This window comes from Sphaerisporangium corydalis (genome assembly GCF_025506355.1).
Lineage (GTDB): Bacteria > Actinomycetota > Actinomycetes > Streptosporangiales > Streptosporangiaceae > Sphaerisporangium > Sphaerisporangium corydalis.
On the sequence record NZ_JANZYP010000004.1, the window covers coordinates 18,697 to 34,504 of the forward strand.

Here is a 15,808-nt window from a genome sequence, read left to right on the forward strand (position 1 = left end):
CCGGCCGGGCCGGGGGCTCTCCACGGGGCGGGCGGCCCCGGAAAGGTACAGGCGGCGGGACCTACTTCAGGTCGAGGCCGAACAGCAGGGGGTCGTGGTCGGAGGAGCGGAAGGCGGCCGGGGAGTACAGGTCCGGCGGGTTGAACTCGGTGTTGTAGTCCATGAAGCGGCCCTCGTCGGCGTTGACGTGCCAGATGGTCGCGCCGGTGACCAGCTTGAGCAGGTGCCTGCCGACCAGGACGTGGTCCAGCTCGCCGGACAGCCCGTCGAAGACGTAGCTGTAGCGGTCGGGCTTGTCGAGGAACTTCTTGCTCACGCTGGCGAGCCTGCCCGCCTCAAGGGTGTGGATCGGGTCCTCCTCGCCGTAGGCGTTGAGGTCGCCGAGCACGACCGGGTTGATCAGGTTGAGCGTGTCGACGAGCCCGAGCACCGCCTGGGCCTGCCGCACGCGTTCGGCGTTGAAGCAGCTCTGGCCGTCGCCCTGGTCCAGGTCGGCCCCGGTGGCGCCGTCGCAGCCCTTGGACTTGAAGTGGTTGACGATCATGGTGAACGGCGTCACGTCGGCGCCCTTGGCGCGCTTGAACTCCTGGATCAGCGGGGGCCTGCGGAACACCGGGTCGGTGGAGGACTGCGCGGCGCCCACCGGCTTGACCACCGCCGGCTTGTAGATCACCGCGACCTGGATCGCGTCCGTGCCCGGCACCGGGGAGACGATCCCCTTGTAGGTGCCCGCGCCGACCTGGGCGTTGAGCGCGTCGACCAGCGCGTTCAGCGCCGTGGTGCCGTTGTTCTCGACCTCCATGAGGCCGGCCACGTCGGGGTTCAGCCCTTTGAGCGTCGCCACCAGCTTGGTGAGCTGGCGCTGCTTCTCCTCTTCGGTGTTGGCGCCGCGGGAGTTCAGCGTGGTGAACCAGTTGAGGGTGTTGAGGCTGGCCACCTTGACGTCGCCGCCCACCTTGGCGGGCTTGGCGGGCCGGGGGTTGTCGGGGGTGAAGACGACCGGCTGGGTCGGCTCGACCCGGTAGACGCCGAAGCCGAAGGTCAGCACGCCGGTCAGGCCGGTGGTCCCGTCACCGACGCGGACGGTGTTGGTCCCGTTCGAGTGGTACGGCAGGGCCGGGGGGTTCTGCACGTTGGAGGCGTCGTCGAGCAGGATCTGGCGCCGCGCGTTCAGGGCGGGGTCGACGTTCGGGCGGTCGGTCGCCTGGAACAGCCGGCCCTTGGCGGACAGGGTGAGCTCGCCGAAGCGGCCGAGGTTGAACACCTCAGAGACGGTGAGCTTCCCGGGGAAGGTGACGAGCACGCCTTCCAGCGGCTCCAGGGTCGCGCCCGCCGCCAGCGGGGGCCGCACCTTCGCCGGCTTGACGGTGCCGGTCCCGCAGACGTCGGCGGCGGTGACCGGGGACAGCTCGGTGAGGCCGCTGAACTCGGTGACGGTGCCGCTCACCAGGACGCGGTCGCCGGGCGAGACCGGCTTGGCGGAGAACACGAACACCGCGTCGGAGGTGGCCGGGTCGGCGTCGGGGGTGGGGTCTTGGAGGTAGAAGCCTCCGAGCTGCCCGGTGCCCTGGTAGTCGCCGGTCACCACGCCCTCGACGCGCACGGCCTGACCGGCCAGCGGGCTGGTCTCACCGCTCCCCTGGACCTCGGCGATCTGGTGGGTCGCCGGGGTCTCGCACGTGGGCGCCGGGGTCGGGGTGGGCGTGGGGGTGGGAGTCGGTGTGGGGGTGGGAGTCGGTGTGGGGGTGGGAGTCGGTGTGGGGGTGGGAGTCGGTGTGGGGGTGTCCGTCGGAGTGCCCGCGCAGGGGGCGGCGGCGGTGGCCGAGTTGCGCGGCCCGGGGGCCTCGGCGGTGAAGTCCGCCGCGTTGGCGTCGGTGTCGGCGCACCCGTGGCCGCCGCGCACCGCCGCCGTGGCGTTGGTCAGTGCCGGTGCAGGCGTGCCCTCGGAGAAGTTCGCCGTGCCGTATCCCACCAGGTCGGCGAGCAGGGCGAGCTGCTCGGCCGTGCACGCCGTGGACCCGCCGTTGCACGCGAGGCCGTCGGCCGAGCGCACCAGGGCCACCTTGCCGGCCGTGCCGCTCAGGTTGAGGCCGCCGGTGGTGTCGGGCGCCGGCAGCGCGCCACTCGGGGTCGTCCCGGCCGCGAGCTGGATCAGGTGGTACTGCCCGGGGGCGAGCGAGCCCGACAGGTCGACCTTGTTGGCCGCGAAGTTCCCGGTGCCGGTGGCGCTGGTGTACTGGACCGACCAGCCGGTGAGGGCGACCTCCGAGGCGCTGCGGTTGAACAGTTCCACGTAGTCGTTGGTGAGCGGGGCGCCGGAGTTGCCGCCTCCGCCGTAGACCTGGCTGATCACGACGGTCCCCGGTTCCGCGGAGGCCGGGGACGAGGAGATGGCGGCGATGCCGGTGATGGAGACGCCGGCGGCCACAAGGGCGGCGAGCGCCCGGGATAGAGCACGCATGGTCGGGAGCGTAAGGCCGCGAAACACTGCGATCTCGTACTAGAACTAGATAGAAGGTGAAATGGGGGAACCTTGACACTTCATGTCTATCCGCGGTGACTAGACTTGGCGTCCTCTGATCTAGCGGAGCCGGGGCGACCGGCTCTCGCCGGACACACTCTGTCAGCTCGCCCTCACCACTTGGCGACCCGTTACCCGACATTGGGTATGACTTGGCCCATGACGCTCCCGTTGAAGATCCTGCCCCTCGACGTCGGATGGAAGACGTGCGACGCCTCCCCTGAGTGCGCCGGGATCACCCGCGGGCCCTACGGCCGGTGCATGGCGCACCTCACGCCGGCCGAGTTGGACGAGGTGCTCGGCGAGCTGGCCCCCGGGCGGGGCGTGGACCTGCGCGGCACGACCATCGGCGAGGAGCTGTTGGCCCGGGTCCTGGACGCGACCGAGCGCCACCTGGGCAGGGCGAGGTTCGACCGCGCGGCCTTCACCGGGCCCGCCCGGTTCGCCGGCGTGGTCTTCGCCGGGGACGCGAGCTTCGACCACGCCCGGTTCGACCTTCTCGCCTCGTTCTTCGGCGCGCGCTTCACCCGCAACGCCTCCTTCCGCGGCGTCCGGTTCGCCCACCAGTTCTCCATGCACGAGGCGCGCGTCCGGGGACACGGCGCCTTCGACCACGTCCACATCGGCAGCGACGCGCTGTTCGGCGACGCCAGGTTCGGCAGGGACGCCTCGTTCCTCGGGGCCGAGTTCCACGGGTTCGCGGCCTTCGACGGGACGATGTTCGACGGCGAGGCGATCTTCCGGGGGGCGCGTTTCCACCGCGCGGTGTCCTACCGCAAGGCCGTCTTCGCGGGCACGGCCGGGTTCGAGGGGACACGCTTCCACGAGGCCGCCTTCCTGACGCAGGTGCGCGTCGGCCGCCGGCTGGCGCTCGCGGGCGTCCACGCCTCGGCGCCGCTGGAGCTGGACACGGCGGGCTGCCCGGTCGACCTGCGGGCGGCGCGGATCACCGGGCGCTTCACCGCGCGCCTGGCCGACGCCGACATCGACCTGCGGGAGGCCGTCCTTGCCGGGCCGGCGACCGTCACCCGCCGCGCCGGGCGGGTGCGCGTGGTCTCCCTGGACCGGCTGGACGCCGGCGCGCTCACCCTGTCCGGGGTGGACCTCAGCACCTGCCGGCTGGGCCGGCTCAGGCGGCCGGAGGCGCTGTCCCTGTCGCGTTGCGTCTTCGCCGCCACGCCGCGCGGGGTGCGCTTCGGCCTCGGGTGGCCCCCGGTCCGCTGGTGGACCGGCCGCCGCGTGCTGGCCGACGAGCACGTCTGGCGGGGCTGGTCGGCGGCGGCGGACCAGCCGCTCGACCCCGGGCGCCTGGCCGGGCTGTACGAGCGGCTGCGGCGGGCCGTGGACGACAAGCGGACCTCCGCCGACTTCGCCTTCGGTGCCATGGAGATGCGCCGCCTGGCGAGCGGCCGGCGGCGGGCCAGGCTGGCGCTGTCGGCGTACTGGCTGGCCTGCGGGTACGGGCTGCGCATGGGGCGCACGCTCGGCTGGCTGGCGCTGGTGACGGCCGTGGCGGCCGTGGCGGTGTTGTGGCCCTCGGCCGCGCACCAGCCGAAGCGCCCGGCCGGCGGCTCCTCGGAGCCCCTGCCCGCCGTCCACGCCCCCACGCCGACCGCCGGCTGAGGCCGCTCCGCCGCACACCCGCCATTCCCCCTGATCACATCCCAGGGGCGCCTCAGGGATTCCCCGGATTCCTGACCGGTCCCCCGGGGCGGGAAGATAGGGCCAGTTGCTCGTAGCAAGGCGGGAACCTGGGGAGACAATGGCGGGCGCCGGTGTCATCGACGACTACGTGACCGAGCTCGGCCGCGCGCTGCGCGGACCGGGCCGGGCCAGGCATGACCTGGTGACCGAGGCGCGCGACAGCCTGGCCGACTGCGCGGACGCCTACCTCGCCGACGGCGTGACCCGCCACGAGGCCGAGCGGATGGCGGTCGCCGAGTTCGGGACGGTCGGCGAGATCGCCCCGGGCTACCAGGAGGAGCTGGCCGCCCACCAGGGCCGCAGGACGGCGATCTCGGTCTTCCTGACCGTGCCGCTGCTGACGATCATCTGGTGGGGCGTGTGGAGGATCTTCCCCGACGCCCCGCCGGAGGCCAAGGCGCTGCGGCCGGCCTGGTTCGGCCCGATGGCGCAGTTCCTGGACTACTTCCAGTTCGCCATGGGCGTGTTCGGCGCCCTCGCCCTGGTCGGCCTCAGCAGGGGGCTCCGCAAGCTCGACCGGCCGAAACTGCTCACCCGCTCGCTCGGCATCATGGTGTTCATCCAGGTGGCGACGATCATCGGGGTGTCCTGCGCCCTGACGGCCGGTGGCGCGGCCGGCCTCAAGGGCTTCGACGACTACCCCCCGGGGATGGCGGCGTGCGCCCTCAGCTACCTGGTGGTCGGCTGGCTGCTGTACAGCGCGACACGGTGCCTGGTCGCCTCCCGCGGCGCCCCGGTGGCGGTGCCGGTGGCCGGGCGTAGCCTCATCGGCTGACCACGGGGCGGTCGCGCGCGTCCCCCTGACGCGCGCGTCCCTTTCCGAGGACTCCGGACCCGGCCACCCGGCCGGGTCGACCCCGGACCAGGTCACCCGGGCTCTGTCAGGGTGTCGGCCGGGGGGTGAGGACGCTGCCGACGGCGACCGTGAACTCCTGCCAGGCCGATCGCTCGCCGGCCAGGGCGGCGTGGCCGGAGGTGGTGAGCCGGTAGGTGCGACGCCTGCGGCCGCCCACCGTCGCCCACTCGCTCGTGAGATGCCCCAGGCGCTCCAGCCTGCGCAGCGCCGGGTAGACGGTGCCGGTCGGCACGCTCAGCGCGCCTCCGCTGCGCTCCTGAAGTGACTCGATGATCGCGTATCCGTGGAGCGGCTGGTGCTCCAGCACGGAGAGCAGCAAGGCGTCCAGGTGGCCGCGGAGCGCGTCGTTGTTCACCGGAAAAGCCTATCCACAATCTTCATGTAGGCAGTCTACATGTGCGGTTTCATATGTAGGCTGTCACAACCAAGCCATATGTAGGCTGCCACAACCAAGCATGGAACCAACGGAAGAGGAGCCATGGACGTGCTCGACCTGGCCCGGCTGCAGTTCGCGGTGACGGGGTGCCTGCATTTCCTGTTCGTCGTGCTCACGCTGGGTCTGGCCCCCCTCGTAGCGATCATGCAGACCCGCCACGCCATCAGCGGCAAGCCGGTCTTCGAGCGGATGACCCGGTTCTGGGGCCAGATATATGTGATCAACTACGCGCTGGGCGTCTTCACCGGCCTGGTGATGGAGTTCCAGTTCGGGATGAGCTGGAGTGGCCTGTCGCACTTCGCCGGTGACGTGTTCGGGGCCCCGCTGGCGGTCGAGACGCTGGTGGCGTTCTTCCTGGAGTCCACCTTCCTCGGGCTGTGGATCTTCGGCTGGAACCGGCTGCCGAAGTGGCTGCACCTGATGTGCATCTGGCTGGTCACCCTGACCGCCTACGCGAGCGCTTTCTGGATCATGGTGGCCAACTCCTTCCTGCAGAACCCGGCGGGCGCCGTCCGGCAGGGCGACCACCTGGTCCTGACCGACTTCGGCGCGCTGCTGTCCAACCCCAGCCTGGTCATGGCCTTCCCCCACGTCATCGGGGCCGGGCTCTTCGCGGGCAGCTTCGTGATCATCGGTGGCAGCGCCTACCAGTTGTTCCGCAAGACCCCCGAGCAGGAGTTCTTCCGCCGGTCGCTGCGCACCGGCGTGGTGTGGGGGTTCGTCGGCTCCACGCTCGCGGTCGGTTTCGGGTACGCGCAGTTCGGCTTCATCAGGAACCTGCAACCGGACAAGTTCAAAGGGGCCGTCCCCGGGCTGTCGGTCGAGCTGATGACCGCCATCGGCCAGACGACCCAGTTCGTCGTGATGCTCGTCCTGCTCCCCCTGCTGATCGGCAACCTGCTCGCCCGCTTCCGGTGGGTCCACCCGCTGCTCATGATCATGACCCCGCTGCCCTTCCTGGCCGCGATCCTCGGCTGGCTCGTGCGCGAGGTCGGCCGCCAGCCCTGGCTGGTGTACGGGAAGCTCAGCGTGGCCGACGCCATGTCCCCCGGCCTGACCCGGGGCATGGTCACCTTCTCCCTGTTCGCCTTCGCCGGCGTCCTCGGCCTGCTCGCCCTCATCGACTACGTGCTGATCGCCAGGACCATCCGGCGCGGCCCGGCGCGGGTCGACCTCGGCGCCGTCGAATCCGCCGGGCCCGCCCCCGCCCCCGCGCTCGCCCTGTGACCGGCGCGCCGACCGCCCACGTGACCCCTCCGACCCCCTGAGGAGCATTCCCATGGAGACCATCTGGCTGGCGATCTTCGCCGTGCTGCTGATCGGCTACTTCGCCCTGGAAGGGTTCGACGTCGGCGTGGGCATGCTGCTCCCCTTGCTGAGCCGGGCCAGCGAGCGCGCCGGCGAGCCGGGCACCGCGCAGGACCACCGCGACCGCATGGTGCGGGCGATGGCCCCCTTCGTCCTGGCCAACGAGGTCTGGCTGGTCGCCGTCGTGGGCACGCTGTTCGGCGCCTTCCCCGCCCTGGAGGGCAAGGTGCTCAGCGGGCTCTACCCCCTGGTGGTGGCCCTGCTGGTGTCGTGGATCCTGCGCGACGCCGCCCTGTGGTTCCGCCGCAGGATCGACGGCCCCGCCTGGCGGGCGGCCTGGGACGCGCTGCTGTGCGCCGGCTCGTGGGGGCTCGCCCTGACCTGGGGCGCCGCCCTGGCGTCCATCGTGCGCGGCCTGCCCGGCAACCCGTTCGACCTGATCGGCCTGCTGTACGGCGCGGTGGTCGCCGCCGCGTTCGCCTTCCACGGCCGCGCCTTCACGGCGTGGCGGCTGTCGGGCCCCACCGAGTCCGGCCGCGCGGGACGGCGCCTGCTGTTCACGGCCGCCGTCGCGGCCCTGCCCGCGATCGCGGCGCTGATCTTCACCGCCGCGTCACTGCTCGACCACGTAGCGCCGCCGGCGACGCTGAATGTGCTGAGCGTCATCATCCTTCCGGTCACACCCATCATGGTCGGCGCGCAAGTATGGGTATGGCGCACGTTCCGGCCGAACCGGCCGGGCGCCGCCGCCGCCCGCATACCGTCCTTCTTCTAGGGAACCCATGCACAAGGATCTCCTGCGCCTGGCGCGGGCCGAGCTCACGGTCCGCGGCCACCTGCTGACATGCGTGGTGGCCGCCGTGCTCGCCGGCCTGCTGGTCCTGGCGCAGGCCGAGCTGCTGTCCGGCGTGCTGTCGGGCGGCCTCGCGACCTCGGCGCTGCTGCCGCTCGCGGCCGTCGTGATGGCGCGCGCGCTGCTCGGCGGCCTGCAGGGCGTGGCCGCCGGGCGCACGGCCTCGGCACTGAAGTCGGTGCTGCGGCGCGGCCTGCTGGCCCGGCTGCGCGATCTCGGGCCCGCCCGGCTCACCGCGCACCGCTCGGGCGAGCTGGTCACCCTGGCCGGCCGGGGCCTGGACGCCCTGGACCCCTACGTCACCGGCTACCTTCCCGCGGTGGCCGTGGCGGGCGTGGTGCCCCTGGCGGTGCTGGTCCGGCTGTTCGCCGCCGATCTCGGCACCGCCGTCATCGTCCTGCTCACGCTCCCGCTGATCCCGGTCTTCGGGGCGCTGGTCGGCTGGCAGACCAAGATGGTGACCGAGCGGCAGTGGCGCGCCCTGTCGCGGCTCGGCGGCCACTTCCTGGACGTCGTACGCGGCCTGCCGACGCTCCGCGCGTTCGGGCGGGCCCGCTACCAGGCGACGGTGATCGAGCAGGTCGCGGGCGCGCACCGCGCGGCCACCATGCGAACCCTGCGGGTGGCGTTCCTGTCCTCGCTGGTCCTGGAGCTGGTCGCCTCGCTGTCCCTGGCCCTGGTCGCCGTGCCGGTCGGGCTGCGGCTGCTGTCCGGCTCGCTGGACCTGCGCACCGCCCTGCTGGTCCTGCTGCTGGCCCCCGAGGCGTACATCCCGCTGCGCGCGGTCGGCACCAGGTTCCACGCGGCGATGGAGGGGGTCGCCGCCGCCGACCAGACCTTCGCCGTCCTGGATGACGCCACCTCCGGCGACGCGCCCGTCCCGGACCCGGAGAAGACGGCGGAGACCGGCACCTCCGGCGACGCGCCCGTCCCGGACGCGGAGAAGACGGCGGAGACCGGCCACGGCCCGGTGGCGGCCCTCTCACCGCCGGCGGAGGCCGGCGCGGGGGTGCCGGAGATCCGGCTGGAGAACGTCACCGTCCGCTACCCGGGCCGCGAGGACGCCGCGCTCGACGACGTGTCGCTGGTCGTCGCGGCCGGCGAGCGGGTGGCGCTGGTGGGCGAGAGCGGCGCGGGCAAGAGCACCCTGCTCCACCTGCTGCTCGGCTTCGTGTCGCCCTCCGAGGGGCGGGTCCTCGTCGGCGGGACCGACCTGCGCACACTCGACCTCGACCTGTGGCGCCGCCGGCTGGCGTTCGTGCCCCAGCGGCCCCACCTGTTCGCGACCTCGGTCGCCGCCAACATCCGGCTCGGCTCGGACGCCACCCCCGAGGCCGTGCGCGCCGCCGCCGGCGCCGCGCGGGCCGCCGAGTTCGTGCGCGACCTGCCCGAGGGGTACGAGACCGTCGTGGGCGAGCGCGGGGCGAACCTGTCGGCGGGACAGCGGCAGCGCGTCGCGCTGGCCCGGGCGTTCTGCCGGCCGGACGCCGAGCTGCTGCTGCTCGACGAGCCGACCGCGCGGCTGGACGGCAGGAGCGAGGCGGCGATCGTCGATGCCACCAGGGCGCTCGCCGAGGGCCGGACCGCCGTGATCGTCGCCCACCGGCCCGCGATGATCGAACTGGCCGACCGGGTGATCCGGGTCGACGCCGGGAGGATCGTCTCCGACCGGCCGGCCTCCCGCCCGGCCCCCCTCCCACCGGCCCCGGTTCCCGGCGCCGGTGCCCCCGACGCATGGGCGGAGCGCACGCGATGAGCACACCGCAGGGCCGGATCGCACGGGCCCGCGCCGGGAGGCCGCTCCCCCGCACGGGCGGGCGGCTGGTGGCCGCGATGGCGGCAGGGGCCGCCGCCGAGCTGGCCGGGCTCGGGCTGATCGCCGCGGCGGCCTGGCTGATCACGCGGGCCGCCGAGCAGCCGCCGCTGGCCGCCCTGAGCGTCGCCATCGTCGCGGTGCGGGCCTTCGCCACCAGCCGGGGCCTGTTCCGCTACGGCGAGCGGCTGGCCGGCCACGACGTGGCCCTGCGCGCCCAGGCCACCACGCGCGAGGGCATGTACGAGGCGCTCATCCCCGCGGGGCCGCTCGGCCACCGCGGGGCCGACCTGCTCAGCCGGATGGTGGACGACACCGACGCCGTGCAGGACCTGCTGGTCCGGTGCCTGCTGCCCGCCGTCGCCGCCGCGGTCACCGCCGCGGCCGCCGTGACGCTGGGCGCCTTCCTGCTGCCCGCCGCGGCGCTCGTCCTGCTGGCGGGGCTGCTGGTGGCGGGCCTGGCGCTGCCCGCCGTCGCCACCACGGCGGCGCGGCGGTGGTCGGCCCGGCTGGCCCCCGCGCGCGCCGACCTCGCCGCCCGGGTCGCCGACCTGGTGCACGGTGCCGCCGACCTGGCCGCCTACGGTGCCGGTGAGCGGGCACTGGACGCCGCGGCCGAGGCCGACGCGAGGCTCGCGGCGCTGGAGCGCCGCCAGGCCAGGGCCAACGCCGCCGCCCTCGCGCTCGGGACGCTCGTCCAGGGCCTCACCGTCGCGGCCATCGTGCTCGTCGCCCAGCGTGCCGGCACCGGCCAGGTGGCGACCGCCGTCCTGGCGCTGACGGCGCTGGTGTCGTTCGAGCCCGTGCTGCCGCTGGCCGCCGCGGGCGAGCGCCTGGCCGGGGTCATGGCGGCGCTGCGCCGGCTTCGGGAGATCCGCGCGACGCCGCCCGCCGTCGCCGAGCCCGCGGCGCCCGCCGCGCCGCCGGCCGGGCCGCTGACCGTCCGGGTGGACGACCTGGTGGTGCGGCACGACCCGGCCAGGCCACCGGCGCTCGACGGGGTGTCGCTCACCCTGACGCCCGGCAGGCGGGTGGCCGTGGTGGGACCGAGCGGGGCGGGCAAGAGCACCCTGCTGTCCGCGCTCATGCGCACCACGGGGTTCGAGTCCGGGGACATCCTGGTCAACGACGTCAGCGCCCGCGACCTGTCCCCCGACGACGTGCGCGCCAGGATCACCGGCCTGACGCAGGACCCGTACGTCTTCCAGGCCTCCCTGCGCGACAACCTGCGGCTGGCCGGTCCCGAGGCCGGCGAGGAGGAGCTGGCCGATGCCCTGCGCCGGGCGCGCCTGGACGCCTGGGCCGGGCGTACCGGGTGGGACACGCCCCTGGGCGAGGACGGGCGCACGGTCTCCGGCGGGCAGCTCCAGCGGCTCGCCCTGGCCCGCGCGCTCCTGTACGACCCCGAGGTGCTGCTGCTGGACGAGCCGGCCGAGTCGCTGGACGGGACCACGGCGGACGCCCTGATGGCCGACCTGCTGGACGTCACGCACGGCCGGACGACGCTGCTGGTCACCCACCGGCTGCACGGCCTCGAAGGCGTCGACGAGATCATCGTCCTGGAGGGCGGGAAGGTGACGCAGCGCGGGCACCACGACGAGCTGGTGGCCGCGCCCGGCTACTACCGCGACCTGTGGGAGTCCGAGGCCCTGACGACCGCCTGAGGCGGGGGTCCGAAGCCCTGACCATCGCCTGAGGTGTCCGAGGTCCTGACCATCTCCTGAATCGGCGTCGCTCTGAGGTTTACAGTTCAAACCACTCTGGTTTATAGTTCAAACCAGTTTAAGAGCCAACCCGACCAAGGAGACGTCACATGGTGCCCCCCGGCGACGACGAGGACGACAGGGCGCTGAGCCCGGAGGAGACGCTCCGGCTCATCGCGACCCAGCGGGCCGAGACGGCGCGGTTCCTCGGGGGCGACCCCCTGCTGTTCTACGGCACCTGGGGGGTGGCCTGGGTCATCGGCTTCGGCGCGTACTTCCTGCACTACGGCCTGTCGGGCCGGGCGTACGCGCCGATCTCCGGCGGCCAGGCCCTGATGATCCTGCTGGTGGCGCTGGCGCTGGCCCTGGCGGTGACGATGTACGCCGGGATCCGCCAGGGCACCCAGGTGCGCGGCCCCTCGCAGGCGCGGGGGACCATGTACGGCCTGACGTGGTTCTTCGCCTTCTTCGCGCAGGGCGTCATCGGCGGCCACTTCTCCGGCATGCTCCCGCCCGCCCAGGCGGGGCTGCTGTGGTCCTGCCTGTCGATCCTGGTGGTGAGCATCCTGTTCATGGCCGGGGCGGCGGTCTGGAACCAGCCCTTGATGTTCCTCATCGGCGTCTGGATCAGCGCGATGAACATGATCGGCGTCGCCGCCGGGCCGGGCTGGCACGCGCTGCTGGTGGCGGCCGGCGTGGGCGGGGGGTTCATCGTCATCGGCCTGGTGCTGCGCCTCCGGCAGAGGACGGCGTGACCGCGGCCGGCGGGCTCCCTGAGCTGGACCCGGTGATCCACGCCCAGGCCCGCCTGCGGGTGGTCACCGCGCTGTCGACGCTCAGGGAGGGCGACCAGATCAGCTTCCCGGGGCTCAAGGACATCCTCGGCATGACCGCGGGCAACCTGTCGGTCCACCTCAGCAAGCTGGAGGCCGCGGAGTACGTCGAGATCTCCAAGACCCATCGGGGACGGACCCCGGTGACCTACGTGGCCCTCACCCGGCGCGGCCGGCTGGCCTTCGACGACTACATGGTCGCGATCAGGGCGCTGCTCGACACGGCGGGCGCCCGGCCCCCCGCCTCCCCCGACCCCTCGGATCCCGGCGCCTGACCGGCGCCCGTACCTCCACTGACGTCCGGTGCACAACCGGAAGGAAAAGGTCATCTCTCATGACTGAGACACTCGCCCAGGCGATCGAGGTCACCCGCCGGTACGGCGACGTGGTGGCGCTCGACACGACCTCCCTGGACATCCGCGCCGGAGAACTGATCGGCCTGCTCGGCCCGAACGGCGCGGGCAAGTCCACCCTGGTCAACCTGCTCGCCGGGCTGCGGCGGCCCACCTCGGGGACCGTGCGCCTGTTCGGCGGCACGCCCCGCGACCCGGCCCGCCGCCGCGAGCTCGGCATGACGCCGCAGGACACCGGGCTGCCCTCGACGCTGCGGGTGCGCGAATGCGTCGACTTCGTGGCCGCGCACTTCCCCGCGCCGGCCGGCCGGGACGAACTCCTCGACCGCTTCGGCCTGTCCGGTCTTCGCGACCGGCAGATCGGGGGCCTGTCGGGCGGGCAGAAGAGGCGCATCGCGGTGGCCCTGGCGTTCGCGGGCAACCCCCGGCTGGTGCTGCTGGACGAGCCGACCACCGGCCTGGACGTCGAGGCCCGCCGCGCGCTGTGGGACGGCATCCGCGACTACCACGCGGGCGGCGGCGCGGTGCTGCTGACCAGCCACTACCTGGAGGAGATCGAGGCGCTGGCCGAGCGGGTGGTCGTACTCGGCCACGGCAGGACGCTCGCCGACGACACGCTGGAGGCGGTGCGCGGCATGGTCGGTGTCCGCCGTGTCAGCCTGACCGCCGCGCACCTGCCCGAGCTGCCCGGCGTGCTCGGCGTCGAGCGCGAGGAGGAGCGCACCCACCTGCTGACCGCCGACGCCGACCTGCTGGTCCGCGAGCTCGTCCTGGCGGGCGTGCCGTTCTCCGGCCTGGAGATCAGGCCCACCACCCTGGAAGAGGCCTTCCTGGCGATCACCGCGGCCGACCCCGGCGCCGCCGCCGTCGGCACGGCGGCCTGACCCCGCCGCCAGGCGCCGTCCCCTCGCCACCGCCGCGAACCGGCGGCCGGTTCCCTTCCCACCGCCGCGGACCGGCGGCCGGTTCCCTTCCGCACGCCCCGGATCCAGATCCCCTCACGGAGAATCGATGTCACACGTCCTCACCCACGTGAAGTACCAGCTTCTGGAGACCATCCGCGTCCCCGTCGCGATGATCGGCAACATCTTCTTCCCGTCGGCCTCGATGCTGTTCTTCGTCGTCCCGTTCGCCGGCGACGACCCGGGCGCCTCGACGTACGCGACGGGGTCGATGATGACCTTCGCGGTGATGTCGAGCTGCCTGTTCACCTATGGCGTCGGCGTCTCGGAGGACCGGGCGCAGCCGTGGGACCCCTACCTGCGCACGCTGCCCGCCGGGCCGGTGCCGAGGTTCGCGGGGCGGCTGGTGACCGGCCTCGCGCTCATGGGCCTGGCGCTGCTGCCCGTCCTGCTGATCGCGGTGCTGCTCACCGAGGCGACCACCACCCCGCTCGGGCTGCTGCTGGGATTCGCCGCGCTGTTCGCCGGCGCGGTCCCGTTCACCTTCCTCGGCCTGCTCATCGGGTACTCGCTGCCCTCCAAGGCGGCCATCGCCGTCGCGCAGATCACGTTCTTCCCGCTCGCGTTCGGCGGCGGCCTGATCACGCCTCCTGGGTCCACCCCCGCCTTCATCGAGGCCATCGCCCCGTACCTGCCGACCCGGGGCGCGGTCGAGCTGGTCTGGGCGGCCACGACGGGCTTCACCCCGCAGGTGACCTCGCTGGTCATGCTCGCGGTGTGGACCGTCGTGACCGGGGCGTTCGCGGTGTGGGCGTACCGCAGGGACGAGGGCCGCAGGTTCGCCTGAGACCTCAGCGGCCCCGGGACGCAGGCCGTGAGGCCGGGCCCGGGGCCGGATGTGGACGTGCCGCCGGGTCCGCAGCGATCCCGGCGGCAAATCCAGCTCTGAACGCTCAGCTCGTGGTCGTCTTCTCCGTCAGGGTGACGGTGACCGTCGAGGTAGAGCCGTTGCGGACGTAGGTCAGGGTGACCTTCGTGCCTGGTTTGTACCCGCGAATGGCGCCCACCACCGTGTCGGCCCCGGCGACGGGCTTCCCGTCGATCTGGGTGATCACGTCGGCCGCCTTGAGGCCCGCCTTGTCGGCCGGGCTGTCCTGCTGCACCGAGCCGATGACCGCGCCCTGGGCGTCGCCGGTGGCGTCGGCCAGGTTGACCCCGAGGAAGGCGTGGGTGGCCTTGCCGGAGGTGATGAGCTGGTCGGCGACCTGGTGCGCGGTGTTGATGGGGATGGCGAACCCGACGCCGATGTTGCCGTCGCCGCCGTTGGTCGCGATGGCGCTGTTGATGCCGACGACCTGGCCGGACGCGTCCACGAGGGCGCCGCCGGAGTTGCCGGGGTTGATGGCGGCGTCGGTCTGGATGGCGCCGCCGATCGTCGTCCCTGGGCTCTGCTGCTCCTGGGCCGGCCCGCCCTCCCCGAGGCCGCCGCGGCCCCAGCCGGGGGGCACCTGCTGCTGTTGCTGCTGCTGGGGCTCCCCGCCGACGGTGAGCGTGCGGTCGAGCGCGCTCACGATGCCGGCGGTCACCGAGCCCTCCAGCCCGAGGGGGCTGCCGATGGCGAGCACCGCGTCGCCCACGCGGAGCTTGTCGCTGTCGCCGAGCGTCGCCTTGGTCAGCCCGGACACGCCCTCCGCCCGGACGACCGCGAGGTCGGTGGCGGGGTCGGTGCCGACGATGGCGGCCGAGGCGCTCTTGCCGTCGCTGAACTTCACCTGGACCTTGGCGCCCGCGCCGACACCGGCCACGACGTGGTTGTTGGTCAGGATCAGGCCGTCGTCGGACAGGACCACTCCCGAGCCCTCGGCCTGGCCCGCTCCGCTGCTCACCGTGATGGAGACCACCGACGGCTGCACGGCCCGCGCCACGTCGGCCACCGTCGAGGCGCTGGCGTTGGAGGCGGGCCTGACGATGGGGCTGGAGATCACGGTGCGGTCGCCGACGGCTGCGGTCGCGACGAAGGCCCCCGCCACACCGCCTCCCACCGCCACGGCCGCCAGGGCGAGGCCGGCCACCGCCTTGCGGCCGGTCGTCCACCACACGGGCGCCGTGCCGGCGGGCACGGCCATCGTCGCGGTGTCCCCGGCGAACTCCGCGGGGGCGCTCCAGCGCTGCTGGTAGGCGCCCGGCTGGGGCGGGGTCCGGCCGAACTGGGTCCATCCCCGCGAATCCGGCTCCTCGGCCGGAGTGGTGTTCCTCATCGTCTGCTCACGCGGGTCTTCGGTGCTCATCTCTCCCCCAGGGTCATCCGCACTCGTCGCCTTTTCGCGACGGCCGGCTTCGGACCGGTAAATCAATGATGACAAACAGGCGATAAGAACTGCCTAAGCCCTGACTGGACGTTTGCTGAATGCCCGCGACGGCCGGTCGGGCGGGCCGCGGAACCGGTAGCGGCTCCATGGGACCGCACGCTCCGTCCGGCACGCCGAGCCCCGGACGAGCCTATCCCCGCAGGCACCGGCCGCGATC

13 protein-coding genes are annotated in these 15,808 nt (G+C 73.3%); 10 read left to right on the forward strand and 3 right to left on the reverse strand.

The genetic code is table 11. The features are described from left to right. Window positions 1-61 precede the first annotated feature (61 nt). Window positions 62-2,461 (reverse strand): ExeM/NucH family extracellular endonuclease, encoded by a 2,400-nt coding sequence (locus tag NYZ98_RS04170; RefSeq protein ID WP_262841117.1) that lies wholly within the window; start codon window positions 2,459-2,461, stop codon window positions 62-64. 219 nt (window positions 2,462-2,680) lie between these two features. Here NYZ98_RS04170 and NYZ98_RS04175 point away from each other — a divergent pair, with 219 nt between their 5' ends. Continuing rightward, window positions 2,681-4,144: a pentapeptide repeat-containing protein gene (locus NYZ98_RS04175; RefSeq protein ID WP_262841118.1), complete on the forward strand. Its 1,464-nt coding sequence runs from the start codon at window positions 2,681-2,683 to the stop codon at window positions 4,142-4,144. 139 nt (window positions 4,145-4,283) lie between these two features. Then, a complete protein-coding gene (locus NYZ98_RS04180; protein ID WP_262841119.1) occupies window positions 4,284-5,000 on the forward strand; it encodes a permease prefix domain 1-containing protein in 717 nt (238 codons plus the stop codon). Between the two features lie 106 nt (window positions 5,001-5,106). On the opposite strand, the gene NYZ98_RS04185 is transcribed toward NYZ98_RS04180, so the two are convergent. After that, on the reverse strand, window positions 5,107-5,436 hold the full coding sequence (locus NYZ98_RS04185; RefSeq protein WP_262841120.1) for a PadR family transcriptional regulator: 330 nt from the start codon (window positions 5,434-5,436) through the stop codon (window positions 5,107-5,109). 123 nt (window positions 5,437-5,559) lie between these two features. Here NYZ98_RS04185 and NYZ98_RS04190 point away from each other — a divergent pair, with 123 nt between their 5' ends. The 8 genes from NYZ98_RS04190 (at window position 5,560) to NYZ98_RS04225 (ending at window position 14,129) form a co-directional block, all read left to right on the forward strand. Beyond that, window positions 5,560-6,744: a cytochrome ubiquinol oxidase subunit I gene (locus NYZ98_RS04190; RefSeq protein ID WP_262841121.1), complete on the forward strand. Its 1,185-nt coding sequence runs from the start codon at window positions 5,560-5,562 to the stop codon at window positions 6,742-6,744. 52 nt (window positions 6,745-6,796) lie between these two features. After that, on the forward strand, window positions 6,797-7,600 hold the full coding sequence (locus tag NYZ98_RS04195; RefSeq protein ID WP_262841122.1) for a cytochrome d ubiquinol oxidase subunit II: 804 nt from the start codon (window positions 6,797-6,799) through the stop codon (window positions 7,598-7,600). Window positions 7,601-7,607: 7 nt separating this feature from the next. Next, window positions 7,608-9,434, forward strand: coding sequence for a thiol reductant ABC exporter subunit CydD (gene cydD / locus NYZ98_RS04200; protein ID WP_262841123.1), 1,827 nt, complete (start codon window positions 7,608-7,610; stop codon window positions 9,432-9,434). Next, window positions 9,431-11,155, forward strand: coding sequence for a thiol reductant ABC exporter subunit CydC (gene cydC / locus NYZ98_RS04205; RefSeq protein ID WP_262841124.1), 1,725 nt, complete (start codon window positions 9,431-9,433; stop codon window positions 11,153-11,155). The genes cydD and cydC overlap by 4 nt, the downstream gene beginning before the upstream one ends. Before the next feature lie 149 nt (window positions 11,156-11,304). Continuing rightward, window positions 11,305-11,949, forward strand: a complete 645-nt coding sequence (locus NYZ98_RS04210) for a hypothetical protein (RefSeq protein WP_262841125.1) — start codon at window positions 11,305-11,307, stop codon at window positions 11,947-11,949. After that, window positions 11,946-12,302 carry a transcriptional regulator gene (locus NYZ98_RS04215; protein ID WP_262841126.1) on the forward strand — a complete coding sequence of 119 codons (357 nt, stop codon included), beginning with the start codon at window positions 11,946-11,948 and terminating at the stop codon, window positions 12,300-12,302. The genes NYZ98_RS04210 and NYZ98_RS04215 overlap by 4 nt, the downstream gene beginning before the upstream one ends. A gap of 59 nt (window positions 12,303-12,361) precedes the next feature. Next, a complete protein-coding gene (locus tag NYZ98_RS04220) occupies window positions 12,362-13,264 on the forward strand; it encodes an ABC transporter ATP-binding protein (protein ID WP_262841127.1) in 903 nt (300 codons plus the stop codon). A 127-nt stretch (window positions 13,265-13,391) separates the two neighbouring features. Continuing rightward, on the forward strand, window positions 13,392-14,129 hold the full coding sequence (locus tag NYZ98_RS04225) for an ABC transporter permease (protein WP_262841128.1): 738 nt from the start codon (window positions 13,392-13,394) through the stop codon (window positions 14,127-14,129). Between the two features lie 106 nt (window positions 14,130-14,235). Here the strand turns inward: NYZ98_RS04225 and NYZ98_RS04230 are convergent, their stop codons facing one another. Then, window positions 14,236-15,570 carry a S1C family serine protease gene (locus NYZ98_RS04230; RefSeq protein WP_262841129.1) on the reverse strand — a complete coding sequence of 445 codons (1,335 nt, stop codon included), beginning with the start codon at window positions 15,568-15,570 and terminating at the stop codon, window positions 14,236-14,238. Window positions 15,571-15,808: the final 238 nt, after the last annotated feature.

Bases quoted from the DNA above. Each gene is read 5' to 3' on its own strand.
- NYZ98_RS04170 (WP_262841117.1), bottom strand. From the start codon at position 2,461: ATGCGTGCTCTATCCCGGGCGCTCGCCGCCCTTGTGGCCGCCGGCGTC.
- NYZ98_RS04175 (WP_262841118.1), top strand. From the start codon at position 2,681: ATGACGCTCCCGTTGAAGATCCTGCCCCTCGACGTCGGATGGAAGACG.
- NYZ98_RS04180 (WP_262841119.1), top strand. From the start codon at position 4,284: ATGGCGGGCGCCGGTGTCATCGACGACTACGTGACCGAGCTCGGCCGC.
- NYZ98_RS04190 (WP_262841121.1), top strand. From the start codon at position 5,560: ATGGACGTGCTCGACCTGGCCCGGCTGCAGTTCGCGGTGACGGGGTGC.
- NYZ98_RS04195 (WP_262841122.1), top strand. From the start codon at position 6,797: ATGGAGACCATCTGGCTGGCGATCTTCGCCGTGCTGCTGATCGGCTAC.
- cydD (WP_262841123.1), top strand. From the start codon at position 7,608: ATGCACAAGGATCTCCTGCGCCTGGCGCGGGCCGAGCTCACGGTCCGC.
- cydC (WP_262841124.1), top strand. From the start codon at position 9,431: ATGAGCACACCGCAGGGCCGGATCGCACGGGCCCGCGCCGGGAGGCCG.
- NYZ98_RS04210 (WP_262841125.1), top strand. From the start codon at position 11,305: ATGGTGCCCCCCGGCGACGACGAGGACGACAGGGCGCTGAGCCCGGAG.
- NYZ98_RS04220 (WP_262841127.1), top strand. From the start codon at position 12,362: ATGACTGAGACACTCGCCCAGGCGATCGAGGTCACCCGCCGGTACGGC.
- NYZ98_RS04225 (WP_262841128.1), top strand. From the start codon at position 13,392: ATGTCACACGTCCTCACCCACGTGAAGTACCAGCTTCTGGAGACCATC.
- NYZ98_RS04230 (WP_262841129.1), bottom strand. From the start codon at position 15,570: ATGAGCACCGAAGACCCGCGTGAGCAGACGATGAGGAACACCACTCCG.